This is a genomic window from Paenibacillus sp. PvR098 (genome assembly GCF_017833255.1).
GTDB lineage: Bacteria > Bacillota > Bacilli > Paenibacillales > NBRC-103111 > Paenibacillus_G.
This window is the reverse complement of the sequence record NZ_JAFIBU010000001.1, coordinates 3,598,881-3,614,044: the sequence shown is the minus strand read 5'-3', so window position 1 is coordinate 3,614,044 and position 15,164 is coordinate 3,598,881. Positions and strand designations below refer to the sequence as shown.

General features: G+C 48.5%; 16 protein-coding genes. 4 read left to right on the top strand and 12 right to left on the bottom strand.

Annotated features, from left to right (window positions below):
• The first annotated feature begins 3 nt into the window (after nucleotides 1-3).
• Nucleotides 4-978, top strand: coding sequence for a glycine-rich domain-containing protein (locus tag JOE45_RS17910; protein WP_210023020.1), 975 nt, complete (start codon nucleotides 4-6; stop codon nucleotides 976-978).
• A 78-nt stretch (nucleotides 979-1,056) separates the two neighbouring features.
• Here JOE45_RS17910 and JOE45_RS17905 read toward each other — a convergent pair whose 3' ends face one another.
• From JOE45_RS17905 to JOE45_RS17895, 3 genes are all read right to left on the bottom strand, one after another.
• Entirely contained in the window at nucleotides 1,057-1,935 is an 879-nt protein-coding gene (locus JOE45_RS17905) for a cation diffusion facilitator family transporter (RefSeq protein WP_210023590.1), read from the bottom strand.
• 277 nt (nucleotides 1,936-2,212) lie between these two features.
• Nucleotides 2,213-2,638 carry a hypothetical protein gene (locus JOE45_RS17900; RefSeq protein WP_210023021.1) on the bottom strand — a complete coding sequence of 142 codons (426 nt, stop codon included), beginning with the start codon at nucleotides 2,636-2,638 and terminating at the stop codon, nucleotides 2,213-2,215.
• Nucleotides 2,639-2,763: 125 nt separating this feature from the next.
• Nucleotides 2,764-3,255 (bottom strand): NUDIX hydrolase, encoded by a 492-nt coding sequence (locus JOE45_RS17895; RefSeq protein ID WP_210023022.1) that lies wholly within the window; start codon nucleotides 3,253-3,255, stop codon nucleotides 2,764-2,766.
• A gap of 257 nt (nucleotides 3,256-3,512) precedes the next feature.
• On the opposite strand from JOE45_RS17895, the gene JOE45_RS17890 reads away from it, so the two are divergent.
• Entirely contained in the window at nucleotides 3,513-4,475 is a 963-nt protein-coding gene (locus tag JOE45_RS17890) for an aldolase catalytic domain-containing protein (RefSeq protein WP_210023023.1), read from the top strand.
• Between the two features lie 213 nt (nucleotides 4,476-4,688).
• Here the strand turns inward: JOE45_RS17890 and JOE45_RS23890 are convergent, their stop codons facing one another.
• From JOE45_RS23890 to JOE45_RS17880, 3 genes are all read right to left on the bottom strand, one after another.
• Nucleotides 4,689-4,817: a hypothetical protein gene (locus JOE45_RS23890; RefSeq protein ID WP_280874874.1), complete on the bottom strand. Its 129-nt coding sequence runs from the start codon at nucleotides 4,815-4,817 to the stop codon at nucleotides 4,689-4,691.
• A 48-nt stretch (nucleotides 4,818-4,865) separates the two neighbouring features.
• Entirely contained in the window at nucleotides 4,866-6,269 is a 1,404-nt protein-coding gene (locus tag JOE45_RS17885; RefSeq protein WP_210023024.1) for an NAD-dependent malic enzyme, read from the bottom strand.
• A 130-nt stretch (nucleotides 6,270-6,399) separates the two neighbouring features.
• A complete protein-coding gene (locus tag JOE45_RS17880) occupies nucleotides 6,400-7,449 on the bottom strand; it encodes a peroxiredoxin family protein (protein ID WP_210023025.1) in 1,050 nt (349 codons plus the stop codon).
• 159 nt (nucleotides 7,450-7,608) lie between these two features.
• On the opposite strand from JOE45_RS17880, the gene JOE45_RS17875 reads away from it, so the two are divergent.
• On the top strand, nucleotides 7,609-8,382 hold the full coding sequence (locus JOE45_RS17875) for a C40 family peptidase (RefSeq protein WP_210023026.1): 774 nt from the start codon (nucleotides 7,609-7,611) through the stop codon (nucleotides 8,380-8,382).
• Nucleotides 8,383-8,464: 82 nt separating this feature from the next.
• On the opposite strand, the gene JOE45_RS17870 is transcribed toward JOE45_RS17875, so the two are convergent.
• The 6 genes from JOE45_RS17870 to coxB form a co-directional block, all read right to left on the bottom strand.
• Complete coding sequence (locus tag JOE45_RS17870) at nucleotides 8,465-8,926, bottom strand: DUF420 domain-containing protein (RefSeq protein ID WP_210023027.1); 462 nt, start codon at nucleotides 8,924-8,926, stop codon at nucleotides 8,465-8,467.
• Nucleotides 8,927-8,979: 53 nt separating this feature from the next.
• Nucleotides 8,980-9,855 carry a cytochrome c oxidase assembly protein gene (locus tag JOE45_RS17865; protein ID WP_210023028.1) on the bottom strand — a complete coding sequence of 292 codons (876 nt, stop codon included), beginning with the start codon at nucleotides 9,853-9,855 and terminating at the stop codon, nucleotides 8,980-8,982.
• Nucleotides 9,856-9,978: 123 nt separating this feature from the next.
• Nucleotides 9,979-10,293, bottom strand: a complete 315-nt coding sequence (locus tag JOE45_RS17860; protein WP_210023029.1) for a cytochrome C oxidase subunit IV family protein — start codon at nucleotides 10,291-10,293, stop codon at nucleotides 9,979-9,981.
• Between the two features lies 1 nt (nucleotide 10,294).
• Nucleotides 10,295-10,918, bottom strand: a complete 624-nt coding sequence (locus JOE45_RS17855) for a cytochrome (ubi)quinol oxidase subunit III (RefSeq protein ID WP_210023030.1) — start codon at nucleotides 10,916-10,918, stop codon at nucleotides 10,295-10,297.
• Nucleotides 10,915-12,726 (bottom strand): cytochrome c oxidase subunit I, encoded by a 1,812-nt coding sequence (gene ctaD, locus JOE45_RS17850; protein WP_210023591.1) that lies wholly within the window; start codon nucleotides 12,724-12,726, stop codon nucleotides 10,915-10,917. The genes JOE45_RS17855 and ctaD overlap by 4 nt, the downstream gene beginning before the upstream one ends.
• 70 nt (nucleotides 12,727-12,796) lie before the next feature.
• Entirely contained in the window at nucleotides 12,797-13,825 is a 1,029-nt protein-coding gene (coxB, locus tag JOE45_RS17845) for a cytochrome c oxidase subunit II (protein ID WP_210023031.1), read from the bottom strand.
• A gap of 335 nt (nucleotides 13,826-14,160) precedes the next feature.
• Between coxB and JOE45_RS17840 the strand changes: the two genes are divergently transcribed.
• Entirely contained in the window at nucleotides 14,161-14,874 is a 714-nt protein-coding gene (locus JOE45_RS17840) for a hypothetical protein (protein WP_210023032.1), read from the top strand.
• Nucleotides 14,875-15,164 lie beyond the last annotated feature (290 nt).

The following is a 15,164-nucleotide window of genomic DNA, read 5'->3' as shown; positions in this document are numbered from 1 at the left end:
CCCATGCCATATTTGGGGCTGACTGTTTTCGGAATTGCAATTCTCATTCTTGCCGTTGTATGGATACGAAATGCCCGAAAGCCATCAAGCCGCATGCGCGTGCTTCCCCCTCCCCCGAATAAGCTTGGCGTACTCCCTGGGCACCCTGCCGAGAAGGCTATGCTGCGCCTGGAATCGGCACTCGACTCCGATTTTGAGGCCCGTGTGAAGGACAGGGTTCTGAAGCAGCACCCAACGATGGACGATTCCGAGTGGATTTGGACGTGGTTTCATTTAAAACGATTTTTCCTCATGAGCGCAGTCATGAAGCAAGTACCAATGTACAGCGCTAAGGTAGATCTCGCATGGCACGAGATGCTGATGTTCACGAGGGAGTACCAGACCTTCTGCGAGCGCTTCTGCGGGAGTATGATCCACCATGCCCCTCATGCTGAGGAAGGCCGTTCACCTAACCCCGGGGAACGCGCCTGGTTTGATTGGATTTACGGGGAATTGTTCCTGCAGACTCCAGAGTGCGGGCGGACATGGGGCGCATTTTACCGGAATCCTCTGCCGCAAAGCCTGTTAGAACGATTGGAGAAGTCAAGCGCCGAGGAGCTCAGGCAGGAGCTCTTTCATATGAACGCCGCTTCACGGTTTCCCGATCTGCATACCGTGTTCGATCAATTGATTGATAAAGCGAAGTCTCAGATTGCTGAAGCCAAAAGCCATCTTAATAAAGGGAATCGCCCAATAACGCGCGATACACTCTCTCATTCGGCAGGTTTCGGATGGCTCGGCGGCGCAATGATTTATTTATCGATGTCTTCACCGGATGATTTTGAACAGCAGATGGAGGGCCTGAGCACGGAAGAAGAGCGAAAGACCAGCGGAAGCAGCAGCTCGGCCTCTTCCTGTGCGGGAGATAGCAACGACAATGATGGAGGCGGAGGAAGTGACGGAGGCGGATCCTCCTGCGGTTCCGGATGCTCCTCGTAGAAAAATGCGGACAGCGTAAATCTTTAATGCACCCTACCCGCATAGCAAAAAGCAATAAGGCTGCCCAGGCGGGCGGCCTTATTGCTTTTGCTCGGAAAATGGCTCAATATGCACGTGGACGTTCCCGATGCGGTGCTCGTCCATCATTCTTTTCTCGATCTCGTCGCTGATATCGTGGCTTTGTCCTACGGAGAGTTCAGCGCTGACCTCAACGACAACGTCCAGCAGAACGCTGCTGCCATGAACTCTTGCGCGGATATCCTTGATCCGTTTCACGCCTGGGGTCTCTTTTACTGTCTTACGGAACACCCTCAGCTTCTGATCATCAAAGCCATCGGTTAACGCATGCGTGGCACCGGAAAACACATCCCACGCCGTTTTACAAATAATGAGCCCTACAAGGAGAGCCGCGGCCGCATCAAGAATCGGAAATCCCAGCCGGGAGCCGATGATACCGATTGCCGCCCCGATGCTCACTAACGCATCCGAACGGTTATCGTACGCCGCGGCCATCAGAGCCTGATTACTGATGCGTTTGGCAAGCCTGCTGTTATACACATACACGCCCCACATGATCGCTGCGCAGCTCAAGGCAATCCATGCCGCAAGCAAATCAGGCGCTGTCCGCTCGTCGGCAAAGAAGCTTCTACCCGCCTGGATCACTACCTGCAGCCCTGCGACCGCCATGATGAAGGAGGCAACCAGCGAAGCGATTGTTTCTGCCCGCATATGTCCGTACGGGTGATCCTGGTCCGGCGGTTTTCTTGCAATTCGTAAGCCGATCAGCACGGCGATTGAAACGATAATATCGGTTGCATTATTTATTCCGTCTGCCCTAAGCGCTTCGGAACCGGTCACAAAGCCCATGCTGATTTTAAAAGTAGCTAGGAAGACATAAGCGACGATGCTGACCCATGCGCCCTTCTCACCCTCTTTTAAATTTTCATAGGTTTCCACAAGCGGCTTCCCTCCATCATCCTCGATCAATCCGTTTTTCTCTCTTCTCCATAAACCTCAATCATCATAACAAACGAAAACCGTGTGGGTCTAGAGAAACAGTTTTTTCCTCGCTTATAAAAATAGGTCTGAGGCAACTTTGTTTGTCCGGTCAAATGTTATGGTCTTTGTCCAACAACGTTAAACAGCGGGTCGCCTGCCTCGCAGGGATCCGCTGCCTAAGTGGATGCAGGAGCTGTCGGCTCCTTCGGATGATGGTGGAAAGGCTCGCTGCCTTCTACATATGGATACCCGCATCAAACCCGTTCATATCGTCCCTCGACGGATCGAAAGACTCCGTATCGTCATTATATGCACCGCTGGAACGGTTAACGTATGCCGATGCGGATACCTCAGACTCACTTTCCACTAGATCCTCGTTCACCAAATGCGCGGGAATCGAGATCAGTTCTTCCATATCGTAAGCCATGGCGAAGCCTTCCGTCTCATTGGGAGAGTCCCCCACCTGAACTAATCTACCACCATGCGCCTGTGCGATTTCAAGTGCGGACGTCAAATCATGGCGATCCACAATGACGTAAAGCATGGGCATCTCTGAGTGTGTATGACCGCTGATTCGGTATCCGATCTCCTCCAGCGTATCTCGGGCCAAAATCGCCTCTTTCTGAGTATCGAACTGAAAACATAACGGAGCGCTGCTCATAGACATATTCCTTTCCGGCCTCAAGTGAATGAGAGGATATACCGGATAGCATGCCCCGACGCAGGCAGCTTATTCCTGAATTCACACATCCTACCCCTCAGCCCGAAAAAGAATACAGCCTTAGCTTACAGCAGAGCCTCTCCCAGCGGACGAACCTCGCAGCTCAAAAGCTTACCCTCACGAAAAATACAGCGATACTCCGCAATATCACGGCTTTCGAGCATAGGGGGTAAAAAGTGTTTGACATGTCCCGCCACACCGAAATTGTCTTGACGAACGACCCATTCCACCGGCTTCCAAGCCAAAATACCATCCTCCGTTTCAACGGGGGCTTCAACCAAAGCTTCAGAAGGAGCTTCTCCGATAAACACATACATGCCTCCGGCTTCCCGTCCATCCACTTCCCACGTAACGATTCCGGAGAAGCGAAGCGTATTCTCCACAAACCGAAGACCCGTTTCCTCCTCAATTTCGCGTACAACGCTGTCATAGGGCGTTTCCCCCGGCTCAAGCTTTCCGCCCACTCCGTTCCACAGCCCAAGCAGAGGCGCTTTGCCTCGATTTAACATCAGTATCCGATCTCCCTTGCGAATAAACGCAATATTATATTTCAGCATGTGCTCTCTCTCAACCCTTCGGCTTCATTTTCCGCCTTTTTCTATACTAAGCAACTTTTCCACACGGCCATTAAAAATCCTTCTTCCCTTTTCGCGACCACTCATTTATCAAATTATCATGCTTTTCGGAAATTGTTATCATTGACAAATACATCATTAGTATGTAATATAATTAATTATCACACACTTTACCACTTAAAAGCTTAAAAGCCACAAAGTATAAAACAATCCCCATTCGGGAAAAGGAGCAAATGATCATGAGCAGGGAAAAACATAGTATTGTAGACTGTACTGTCCGCGATGGCGGATTAGTTAACAATTGGGACTTTAGCGTCCAATTCGTAAAGGACATGTATTCTGGACTGAGCGAAGCCGGCGTCGAATATATGGAGATCGGGTATAAAAACTCCGCCAAGCTCTTGAAAGGCGCAGAGGCGGGACCATGGCGTTTCTTAAACGAAGATTTCTTGAAGGAAGTCATTTCACAGAAAACCGATACGAAGCTATCCGCTCTTGTCGATATCGGCCGTGTGGACGAGAACGATATCCTTCCTCGCGAGCAAAGCCAGCTCGACTTGATCCGTGTAGCTACATATATTAAAGACGTAGACAAGGCGCTCGATCTGGTGCAAAAATTTAATGGTTATGGCTACGAAACAAGCATCAACATCATGGCGCTTACCCATGTTATGGAGAACGACTTGAACGAAGCGTTCGAGGAAATCGCCAAAAGCCCAGTAGATGTCGTGTATATTGTCGACTCCTACGGCAGCATGGATTACAAGGATATCGACTATCTCGTAACCAAATTCCAACGTCTTCTGCCTAATAAAAAGCTCGGCCTGCACATGCACAACAATATGCAGCTCGCATTCTCCAACACGATGATGGGCGCAGCCAAGGGCGTTGAATTTTTGGATGCTTCGGTATACGGCATGGGCCGCGCAGCAGGGAACTGCCCTACAGAGCTGATCGTAAGCCATCTGAAAAATCCAAAGTACGACATTCGTCCGGTACTCAGCATCATTGAGAAGCACATGATCTCCATGCGTGAGAAGTGGGAGTGGGGATATGTCATTCCTTACATGATCGCAGGTGTATTGAACGAGCACCCGCGCGCTGCTATGGCGCTTCGCTCAAGCGACGACAAAGACAATTTCACGGAGTTCTACGATAAGCTGACATCGCCGGAAGTAATGCCTGCGGGTTCGGCCGAATAATACCGCCTTTACGGCTGATAGCCCGGTTTCCTTGGATGCGACAAGGAGCCGGGCTTCTTCATTACCCTTCGAAGGAGAACCGGTGTCGAGCGGCTCTTCCTCGACGACTTCTTCATGGGTGAGGCAGCCTCGGCAAACCAACCGAACGGCTCGGCATCCGTCATTTTTACGAAGCCTGCGGGCTTGAAGCATGGTACGATCGGATCGCTCGGCCTATCTGGAGGTATGGAGCAGCTTAAAAACACATTCGCAGAAGACCAGCTTTACGTAAGCCAAGCCTACTTTTACCTTGATGATGTAGGTGGATCCTTCCGGCAGATCCTCCACAGAGAACTTACGCAAAAAAACGCTCCTTCAAGAACAAAGTTCTCGAAGGAGCGGCGTATTTTATTATCTGAAGTCCGGCGGAATCCGGCGAGCCTCACCCGTCAGGATGGCAGCTTCGATGATCGCATGACGGACTTTTTTGACGACAAGCTCATTAAAGATACTTGGGATAATGTAGTGCTCATTGAGCTCGGCTTCGGTAACTACGGATGCGATAGCACGTGAAGCTGCAAGCTTCATCGGCTCGTTGATCCGGCGAGCTCGGCAATCCAATGCCCCGCGGAAAATTCCTGGGAACACCAGGACGTTGTTGATTTGATTCGGATAATCGCTTCGGCCTGTAGCGAATACGCGCACGTGCGGCAGCGCATCTTCCGGATCGATCTCTGGATTCGGGTTGGCCATAGCGAAGACGATCCGGTCCGGTGCCATCGTTTGCACATCGTCGGCATTCATGATATTGCCTCTGGACACACCGATGAACACGTCCGCGTCGCGAAGCACATCCTTCAGGCCGCCCGCCTCTGCCTCAACCTGCGGCTGCTCTGCAAGCCACTGCCACATCGGATATGGGTAGGTTCCACCGCGTACGATTGCACCATCCCGATCTACAGGCACAAGCCGCGTAACGCCGGCCGCAAGCAGCATTTTGCAGATAGAGACACCCGCCGCACCGATACCGTTAACGACTATCCGTACTTGATCGATCCGCTTACCCACGACTTTCAATGCATTCAAAAGCCCTGCGATGACGACTATTGCCGTACCGTGCTGATCGTCGTGGAAGATGGGAATATCCAGTTCTTCCGCAAGCCGTGTCTCGATCTCAAAGCAGCGCGGAGAGCTAATATCTTCCAGGTTAATACCACCGAAGATCGGACTAATCGCCTTGATCGTACGAATGATCTCTTCCGTGTCCTTCGTATCCAAACAAATCGGGAATGCATCCACGCCCGCCAGCTGCTTGAACAGCATCGCTTTCCCTTCCATGACCGGAGCCGCCGCATGCGGTCCAATATCACCAAGACCCAGTACCGCGGTTCCATCGGTCACCACAGCCACCGTATTCCGTTTAATCGTCAAGGAGTATGCTTTCTTAGGATCTTCATGGATAGCCGTACATACGCGAGCGACCCCTGGAGTGTATACTCGGGACAGATCGTCACGGTTCTTGATCGGCAAGGTAGGCTGCGTCGTTATTTTTCCGCCTAAATGCACGAGGAATGTCCGGTCAGACACATTTATCAGCTTGATGCCGGCATGCTGCTTCAGTGCCTCTACCACTTGCGTTTCGGCTGATTCCGCTACGTCGACCGTAATGTCGCGCACCGAAGATTCCTTACCTGGACGAATCACGTCAATCGAAGTGATATCTCCCCCCGCTTTACTGATCACCGCAGCTACGTCGCCAAACGTAACCTGGTCATGGTTTAATTCCACACGCAAAATAATACTCGTCTGTGCCATGCTATTATCCTTCCTTTATATAAAATAATATAATGAATAAAGTAATATAACCTTATAATACTCTCATGTTACACGATCAATCTCGCATGCGCAAATGAAAAACACTAAGTGCCCTTATTCATTTCTTTTATCACTTTCCAGTGTCTGCCTTCTCCTTCGCTGCCTTCAACATTTGCATATTCATAGGTCCAGGGTGCTTGTGACGAATCACTCCGTCTGCATCAATCACAAAAGTAGAGGGATAAGAGTTCACGCGATACGTCTTAATCACTTCACCATGCTCATCAAGAACGATAGGAAACGTGATTCCCCACTCCTTCAGCCAAGAATCCACGACTGGCACACTGATCTCCGTAGAGGTAGCGTTAACTCCAAGGATGACAACGCCTTCCTTCTCGTTTTCCATATAATACTGCTGCATATGCGGCATCTCTGCTCGGCAAGGAGGACACCATGTCGCCCAAAAATTAATGATGACTATTTTTCCCCGATAGTCAGAAAGCTTCACCGATTGACCGTCCAGCATCTTCAGCTCAAAATCGGGAGCCTGCTGTCCAATTTTCAGACCCACGGCCGTATTTTCAGCTTGAGCAGCCCCCGTCTCGTATTTATCCCCTATATTCACTGCAACGGTCCAGATCAGCGCATACCCAATAACAAATATCGTCACCTGCTGTAATATAGGCCGCAAGCTGGTCGATGGCTTCTTCACCATCCATACTGCCGTGAAACCTGCCCCCATGAGCGAAGAAAGCCCCCATGTTAAACGATTTTCCTCCCCCGCAAAGAAAAGCATAGCTCCGTATACCATATACCCCCCAAAAATGGAAACAAGCATCGAATCTATATAAAGGGCTCCGCTTATTTGCTCTTTCCGAACAGCATACCATACATACAACCCGGATAGCAGCATAGCCAACCATACCCCTTGATCGCCGCCATTATAATAGAGCAGCGACATCGGGTTCGTCAGTACACTGCGCGGATCAAAAAGCATTACACTCAGCTTCCAGATCATCACCCAAATCACTACGGCGTTCAGGCTAATCGAGCCAAAAGCCTCCCCCATAGCCGTTCCTTTTAAACGGAGTCTACCGATTCCGTATCCAACCGCCACAGCCGCCATGACGAACAGCATGCTTTGTTGTATGACAAAAGGTCCCCATATCCAAGTATCCATCTGATGATCACCGTTCTCTCGTCTGAATTTCCTAATTCTATTGTGAATTGACGAGAACATGTTGTCAAATGGTGTCCCGACCACCCGAACGCAGCTTAAACCCAGCCGTGTCCGCCTGTGTGTCTTGACATAAATACAACCAGAATCGCAGGAGGAAATATGATTTTAAAAAAGCAATATACAGCCATTCTTCTCGCCACTACGATCACTTTGGGTATTGGAGCATTGCCAGCCGAACAAGCCCATGCCGCAACCGATGCCGTCATTGTCAGCAGCGTTAATTTCCGCAGTCAACCCAATGTGAACTCTGCAAGTTATGGATATTTGAAAAAAGGTGAGAACGTCGACATAGTCAGTAAAGTGAATAACTGGTGGTACAAAGTTCGCGATGACGGCGGTAAGGTCGGCTACGTTTCGACCAACAGCAAGTACATCCGCACTTCATCGTCAGGCTCCGGAGGAACCTCTTCCAAGCCGAGCGGATCCAGCAGCACCAGTTCTTCCGTAAGCAAAGTCATTGCAGCCGGTAAAAAATATATGGGCACACCTTACGAGTTCGCTTCCAGCCGATCGAACACCCGTACGTTCGATTGCTCCGACTTTGTAAGACAAGCCTTCAAGGACGGAGTAGGCGTTACTTTGCCTAGCGATTCGCGTGGACAAGCCTCTTACGTCAAGTCCAAAGGCGGAACGACATCCAACTGGCGTAATCTGAAGGCGGGCGACCTGATGTTCTTCATGAATTATCGCGGTGTCAGCTCGTCCTCATACCCTAGCAACAAATCAAATCAGCGGGTCACACATGTAGGGATCTATTTGGGAGACGGTAAAATCCTTCACACCTACTCCAAAGAATCCGGTGGCGTACGAATCGATACCATCGCTGGTAAGCATTGGGAGAAGCGCTTTATCTTCGGCGGCAGTGCCCTTTAGTGTCATCATCCAAGTAAAAAAAAGCAACGGTTGCTCAGATGAAGAGCAGCTGTTGCTTTTTTTCTTCTGAATACAGTGGGATTTACAAGCCAAAGATGGCATCGATCATCGGCTTCGTCTCACCGCCAGGGTACAAAAGGTATAACAGCACGTAAACCGCCACACCGGTAGGAGCCGTGAACAGCCACATAACGGCAGTCCAGCGACCGATTTTTCTATGCTTGGCAAAGTTTTTTTTGAAGGCCAGAATTAAGGTGACAATTCCGAACACGCCGGCCGTTGTGGCCAAAGTAATATGAAAAAATAAAAACAAATGATACGCCTGCTTAAGCTCTTCAGGTCCACCAAAGGCCGTATTTCCGACAAAAATGGTTCGGCTCACATAGACTAAAAAGAAGGCCAGCGCAAATCCAGCACCCCATAGCATCATTTTCTGATGCTGTTCACGGTTTCCTTTTACGATGTGATACCAGCCAATAGCCACAAATATGGCGCTGATGACAATGAAACTGGTACTGATCGTCGGCATTATCGCCACTTTCACGTTACATCCCACCTATTCGCATTTCAGTTGATCAACAACTCAAGAATCTATCTCTATACTCGGTTTGGATTTCCCGAGGAAATATAGGAGTTATCCATCAATTCTTCCTCATCATCTTGTTTGCGTTCTGTCCGATACCAGTGGAAGAAAACATACCCTAGAGCCAATCCATAAACGACTTCTTGAACGATTTTCATAATAACCCCGCCCAATTGCTGATCGTCAATCATAGGAAGCAACCAATAAGACAGAGAAATCGTTGCATACATATCATACAAAGGCTCTCTTGCGAAGATGATCAGCGCACATGCCGGTGTAAGCAGAATACCATTTATGAAAATGTACGCCATCTTTTTCAAATCGGACATCGTGTTGTATTCAGGTAACGGGCAAAAAACAGGGAACCACATTTGAAATGCGGCAAACAAAAAGATAGCTTTATATAGGACAAGAATAGTAGCATGAGCCATCAGCCAATCCATGACCATAGGAATATGGTACATAGAGAAGATGAAATTAAAGAAGAACAGCGAGAACAGCGGAGCGGTGAACCAACGCATAAACCTCTTGCCGCCTTCTCCTTTTAATGCGGCTCTTAGCAGCCAGCCTGGTGTCCCAAGAAGCAGCATCGGCGGCATGATCAAGTACAGAATCGACTGTTGAAACATATGGATGCTGAACAAATAATGATGCGCATAATAAGACATCGGGCTTCCGTCAGCGGCATACCATAAGGCTAAACCACTCCAAAACCACAGCTTCTGCTTCAGTGTTACGGGCTCACTGTTGGCAAAATCACTCCGCCAACGTCCCACGGCTAGCATGTATAAAACACCGAGCACGATCATGACAAGCAAAAAACCTGGACTCCACAACTGAACGAACGTAGGGACGTTTCCATGCCCTGCATGGGAGACAGTAGTATCCATTTCGGATTACGACTCCTTTCTAATCCCGTTCTATACCGGGAGTTGTGTCGAATTTGTGAAAACTTTCGCATACTTATACAAAAGAGAGGGGCTTTCAAGTACAAAGCCGCCTCTCTACAAAACTTACCACCACGTCCAGTATACTGCTGCCGCCACGGCTGTCATCGCAACGAAGGTGCCGAACGCGAGTCCGACTATAGGAATCAAGTGTCCGCGATCCTTCATATGCATCCAATACGCTAATTGGAACACCACCTGTACTACAGCTATGCCGATGATGAAGAATAAAATAAATGTTCGATCCAAACCGCCGTAAAGCACGATTGCAAAGGCTAGCATCGTCAATACAATCGAAATAATGTAAGACAAGTAATGATTCTTAGGACCTTCTAAACGATGTCGGTCACCTGTGGAAGATGTATGGTGTTGGTTGCTCATATCAAGGACCTACCTTCCCCATCAGATACACTACAGTAAAGATGAATACCCACACGACGTCGATAAAGTGCCAATACAAACCGGCAACATAGTATTTAGGCGCTGTAACTGTAGTAAGACCTTTTCTGAAGCCCATAATGATCAACAGAGTAATCCATACTACACCGAATGCTACGTGCGCTCCATGGAAACCGACCAACGTGTAGAACGATGTAGCAAATGCACTAACAGTAAATCCAAGTCCTTCATGCACGTAGTGCATGAACTCATAAATCTCAATCCCCAAAAACGTAAGACCCAGCAAAACCGTTACAGCCATCCAAGCTTGCAGCTTCTTAAAATCTCCGCGGTGCAAAGCCATCGTAGCGAATACACTGGTCAGAGAGCTGGTAAGCAGGATAAAGGTAGAAATCGCAATAAGGTCCAGTTGGAACAATTGCTGCGCTGTAGGACCATCCGGCACTTGATTGCGTAGTGCGATGAAGGAAGCGAAGAGCGTACCAAACAGTACGCATTCGCCGCCAAGGAATAACCAGAATCCCAATACTTTATTTTTACCTTCTAAAGTTGCTGTTTCCGCGTGAGGTGGGAGGGCACCGCCTACTTCATGATGTGCTGCACTCATGCCTTAACCCCCTTGTCATTTAACTCTTCGGGCTCAATATGGTAGCCATGATCGTCAAACACCGATCTTAACGCCATAGCGATGAAGGTAGTACCTAGACCGATGGCAACTCCCACATATTGATGGTACATAAATCCGTAGCCAGCAATGAATAATCCCAAGGACATCACAAACGGCAGAATCGAATTCGACGGCATGTGAATCGAACCGATCGGTTCCGCCGGCGTCATCTCTTTATTGCCTGCCATTTTTTCTTTCCAGAAAGCGTCATACCCGCGAACTAGCGGAGTTTGCTTAAAGTTATATTCCGGCGGTGGAGAAGGAATCGCCCACTCGAGTGTCCGGCCATCCCAAGGGTCAGCTGGAGCGGTTGCCGGTTTTCTAGCTGTAGTAATAATGTTGATCATGAATACGATCGTACCGATACCCATTAAGAAAGCACCAATGGTACTAATAAAGTTCCCTTGTTCAAGGCCTACGCCCGGTTGGTACGTAAATACACGGCGCGGCATCCCCATAAGACCAAGGAAGTGCTGCGGGAAGAATGTCATATGGAATCCGATAAAGAAAGTCCAGAAATGGATTTTACCCATCGTTTCGTTCAGCATGCGACCAAACATTTTCGGCCACCAATAGTAGGAAGCTGCGAACAGTCCAAGCACGAGACCGCCTACGATAACGTAGTGGAAATGCGCTACAACGAAGTACGTATCGTGGTACTGAAGGTCAGCTGCAGGAACCGCAAGCATAACTCCTGTTACCCCACCCATGACGAACGTCGGAATGAACGAAGTTGCAAAGATGTTAGCCGTAGTAAAGCGAATTTGTCCGCCCCACAAAGTGAACAGCCAGTTGAAGATTTTAACTCCGGTCGGGACGGCAATCGCCATCGTTGCGACCCCGAAGATCGCGTTACCAACGGGACCAATTCCTGTTGCAAACATATGGTGAGCCCAAACCATGAAGCCTAAAAATCCGATCAGCGCCGTTGCAAATACCATGGAGCTGTATCCGAACAAACGTTTTCTCGAGAATGTGGCGACAATATCAGAGATAATACCGAAAGCCGGCAAAATCAAGATATATACTTCAGGATGACCAAAAATCCAGAAAATATGCTCCCAAAGGACGGGATTACCGCCGCCGCTGACATCGAAGAATGCTCCTCCAAAAAGACGATCAAACATCAATTGGACCAGACCAACTGTAATGACAGGGAAAGCAAACAAAATCAGTAAGGATGTGATAAAAGCCGACCAAGTAAACATGGGCATTCTCATATAAGTCATTCCCGGCGCACGCATGTTGATGATCGTTACGAGGAAGTTAATCCCCCCGATCAGCGTCCCTATACCGGAAATTTGTATCCCTAGTACGTAGAAGTCGACACCTTTAAACGTTCCGGTAGAATCTACGAGCGCGGAAAGCGGCGGATATGCCGTCCACCCTGCCGCTGGTGCGCCTCCCAAAAACCAAGAAGTGTTCAGAAGAACGCCTCCGAAGAAAAACAACCAAAAGCCGAGCGCGTTCACAAACGGGAACGCTACGTCGCGCGCCCCGATCTGGAGCGGCACGATCGCATTCATAAAGGCAAAGATGACAGGCATTACCGCAAAGAAAATCATGGTCGTACCATGCATCGTAGTCAATTGGTTAAACGTATCCCCGATAAATATTTTTTGGTCGGGATAGGCCAGTTGAATCCGAATCAGAATCGCTTCGAGTCCGCCTATTAAGAAGAACAGACCGCCTGCGATCATATATAAAATACCGATCTTTTTATGGTCCACCGTGGTTAGCCAATCCATGAGCCCGGTGTGCCGTTTTACCGTGTGTGCGTGAGCCACCGTATTTAACCTCCCTATTCCCTGATGCTCGTTACTTTAGTTCCAACGAGTTCAAGTATTTGATGATGTCGTCGATATCCTGATCCTTCAGCGGGGTCGAATTCGGCACATTCTCGCCGAACGCAGGCATTTTATTACCCGGCTTGACGGACTGCGGATCGGAAATCCACTGTTTTAAACTCTCATCGTTATGAGGCAGAATTCCGGCAACAAGCTCACGGGATGCAAAACCGTTCAAGTTCGGACCTGCGCCAAGCCCCTGTGCGTTAACAGCGTGACAGGACAAGCAGTTATTTTTGAACAGTTCCTCGCCACGTTGCGCTTCTGCAGGAATAACAGCTGGCGTTTTAATTTTGGTTACCCATTGATCGAAATCGCCTTGTTCCATAGATACTACTTTAAAGTCCATCAAGGAGTGAGATGCGCCGCAAAGCTCCGCACACTTCCCTTTAAATACATCTACATCAGAAGCTTCCAGGTAGAAAACGTTCGTCGTGCCCACGTTGGTATCCATCTTACCGCCCAGCGATGGTACCCAGAAGGAGTGCTTCACATCGGAAGCGGTTAATTCAAAAGCAATCTTTTTCCCGGTAGGAATGACCAAATCCTGGGCCGTAGAGATCCCCAAGGTCGGATATTCGAACTGCCACCAGAATGCATGAGCCGTAACTTTGACATGAAGCGCGTCTTCATTTTGTCTATGGTCTTCCAACACCTTAAAGGTGTACTGCACTGTTGGCACCGCCAAGATCAGAAGCAAAATAATTGGAATAACCGTCCAAATGATCTCCAGCGTATGACTGCCTTCGACTTGCTTCGGAATGATGTCCTTATCACCTTTTTTCTTTCTAAAGCGAACCAAGACATACAAATAAAGAACAAAAACGACCACAACAACCAGCAGCATAATTCCGAAGCTGAGCTTCATCAGGAACATCTGATCACTGGCTACCGGACCTCTTGGTCTCAAGGTGGAAATTGTATCGTCTCCACACCCCGTTAACAGTGCCATCAACCCGAAGAGAGGGATGAAACGCCACAGATTTTGCCATCGAATCATCTTATCAATCCCACCTTATAAAGCAAATATTTTTCGATCAAAAAAAAGGTCATTTCTTGTCAATGAACCTAATCACCATATTAACTATAAATTCGGACCTGTTTTTTGTCAATGAATCTCAGGAAGTTCACAAATTGTTCGGAACTCAAGGATTTTCAAAGGTTTCCTCATGTATTCCCTATTAGGTTATTTCCATTTTCAGGAGACTTTATGCAGGTATTGGACCACATCTAAGGACGTATAATTCCCTCTTTAAGATCAATCCTAAGGGTATGAAGGGACCCCTTAACCGGGAAGTATAACCGGAGCTTGAATCACAAAGGAGGGAATCATGAATGCGTACATTTCGATTCATAGCAGGTGTGCTGACCATTAGCGTTGTTACGGCGCTAACCGGCTGTTTTGCATGGTACGATTACAACAGCGCCAGTAATTATGGAAGCAAAAGGGATATGCCCAGACAGGATACGTCTCGCGCTTATCAGACCCAACAGCAGTATGCCCCTGTCTCCCATAAAATAACCAAGCTGGAAATGAATCAATTTCTTTCCGATCAAGTAGCGGCAATGAACGGCGTAAACAGCGCCATTATTCTGATGGGCGATAATGTTGCCTACACGGCTATTACAATCGACGGTACGGCAACAGGAACACGCGGCAAGCGGGAAATTCGTGCTCCAGAAACAAACAACTACGGACTAGCCAATAGTTTATACAGTACGTATACGCACCAAAGCGACTATGCCAATCCGGATGAGCGCATCTCCATAACCTCTGTTGCCGAAACGGAAATGCATCACGAGCATCTATCCCATTTGTTCAAGCAAAAGATCGCCGAAAAAATTCGCTCACTGCAGCCATCCGTTACTGACGTGTACATTACGGCGAACCGGGATATCGTAAATCAGTTTAACCGGTTGGCAATAGAAAGCTGGAACGGCCGTTCACTTGAGCCCTACCGGGGGCATTTTGCAGCTTTGATGGAGATGACGTTCGGAACTTCTCCAACGATTCCAAATCAGGCGGAAAGCAATGGACGAGAGTACTGAGTATACAGGCATAGGAAGCCCAAGGCTCGGGAACACTTTCCGTCAGACGGATGAGTAATTGATGAAGTCTAAGATTACAAGAAAAGCTTTGATAAACTCTCTAAGAGACTCTGCGGCCTTTATTTTGATACCAGGTGAATGTCGCAAAGTTTACGGGCGCTGGTGCCCTTGGGCTAGCATACTCATGCCAAGGATAACTATAGGTTCTTCTGAGAGTAGGGTATTTACCCGGCTGTGTGACGCCGGGTTTTCTTCCATTTATGTGTTGTTGACTATTTTAGACAAAATAC

Bases quoted from the DNA above. Each gene is read 5' to 3' on its own strand.
- JOE45_RS17865 (WP_210023028.1), bottom strand. From the start codon at position 9,855: ATGGATACTACTGTCTCCCATGCAGGGCATGGAAACGTCCCTACGTTC.
- JOE45_RS17885 (WP_210023024.1), bottom strand. From the start codon at position 6,269: ATGGCACAGACGAGTATTATTTTGCGTGTGGAATTAAACCATGACCAG.
- JOE45_RS17900 (WP_210023021.1), bottom strand. From the start codon at position 2,638: ATGAGCAGCGCTCCGTTATGTTTTCAGTTCGATACTCAGAAAGAGGCG.
- JOE45_RS17875 (WP_210023026.1), top strand. From the start codon at position 7,609: ATGATTTTAAAAAAGCAATATACAGCCATTCTTCTCGCCACTACGATC.
- JOE45_RS17890 (WP_210023023.1), top strand. From the start codon at position 3,513: ATGAGCAGGGAAAAACATAGTATTGTAGACTGTACTGTCCGCGATGGC.
- JOE45_RS17860 (WP_210023029.1), bottom strand. From the start codon at position 10,293: ATGAGCAACCAACACCATACATCTTCCACAGGTGACCGACATCGTTTA.
- JOE45_RS17855 (WP_210023030.1), bottom strand. From the start codon at position 10,918: ATGAGTGCAGCACATCATGAAGTAGGCGGTGCCCTCCCACCTCACGCG.
- JOE45_RS17880 (WP_210023025.1), bottom strand. From the start codon at position 7,449: ATGGATACTTGGATATGGGGACCTTTTGTCATACAACAAAGCATGCTG.
- JOE45_RS17910 (WP_210023020.1), top strand. From the start codon at position 4: ATGCCATATTTGGGGCTGACTGTTTTCGGAATTGCAATTCTCATTCTT.
- ctaD (WP_210023591.1), bottom strand. From the start codon at position 12,726: ATGGATTGGCTAACCACGGTGGACCATAAAAAGATCGGTATTTTATAT.
- JOE45_RS17895 (WP_210023022.1), bottom strand. From the start codon at position 3,255: ATGCTGAAATATAATATTGCGTTTATTCGCAAGGGAGATCGGATACTG.
- coxB (WP_210023031.1), bottom strand. From the start codon at position 13,825: ATGATTCGATGGCAAAATCTGTGGCGTTTCATCCCTCTCTTCGGGTTG.
- JOE45_RS17840 (WP_210023032.1), top strand. From the start codon at position 14,161: ATGCGTACATTTCGATTCATAGCAGGTGTGCTGACCATTAGCGTTGTT.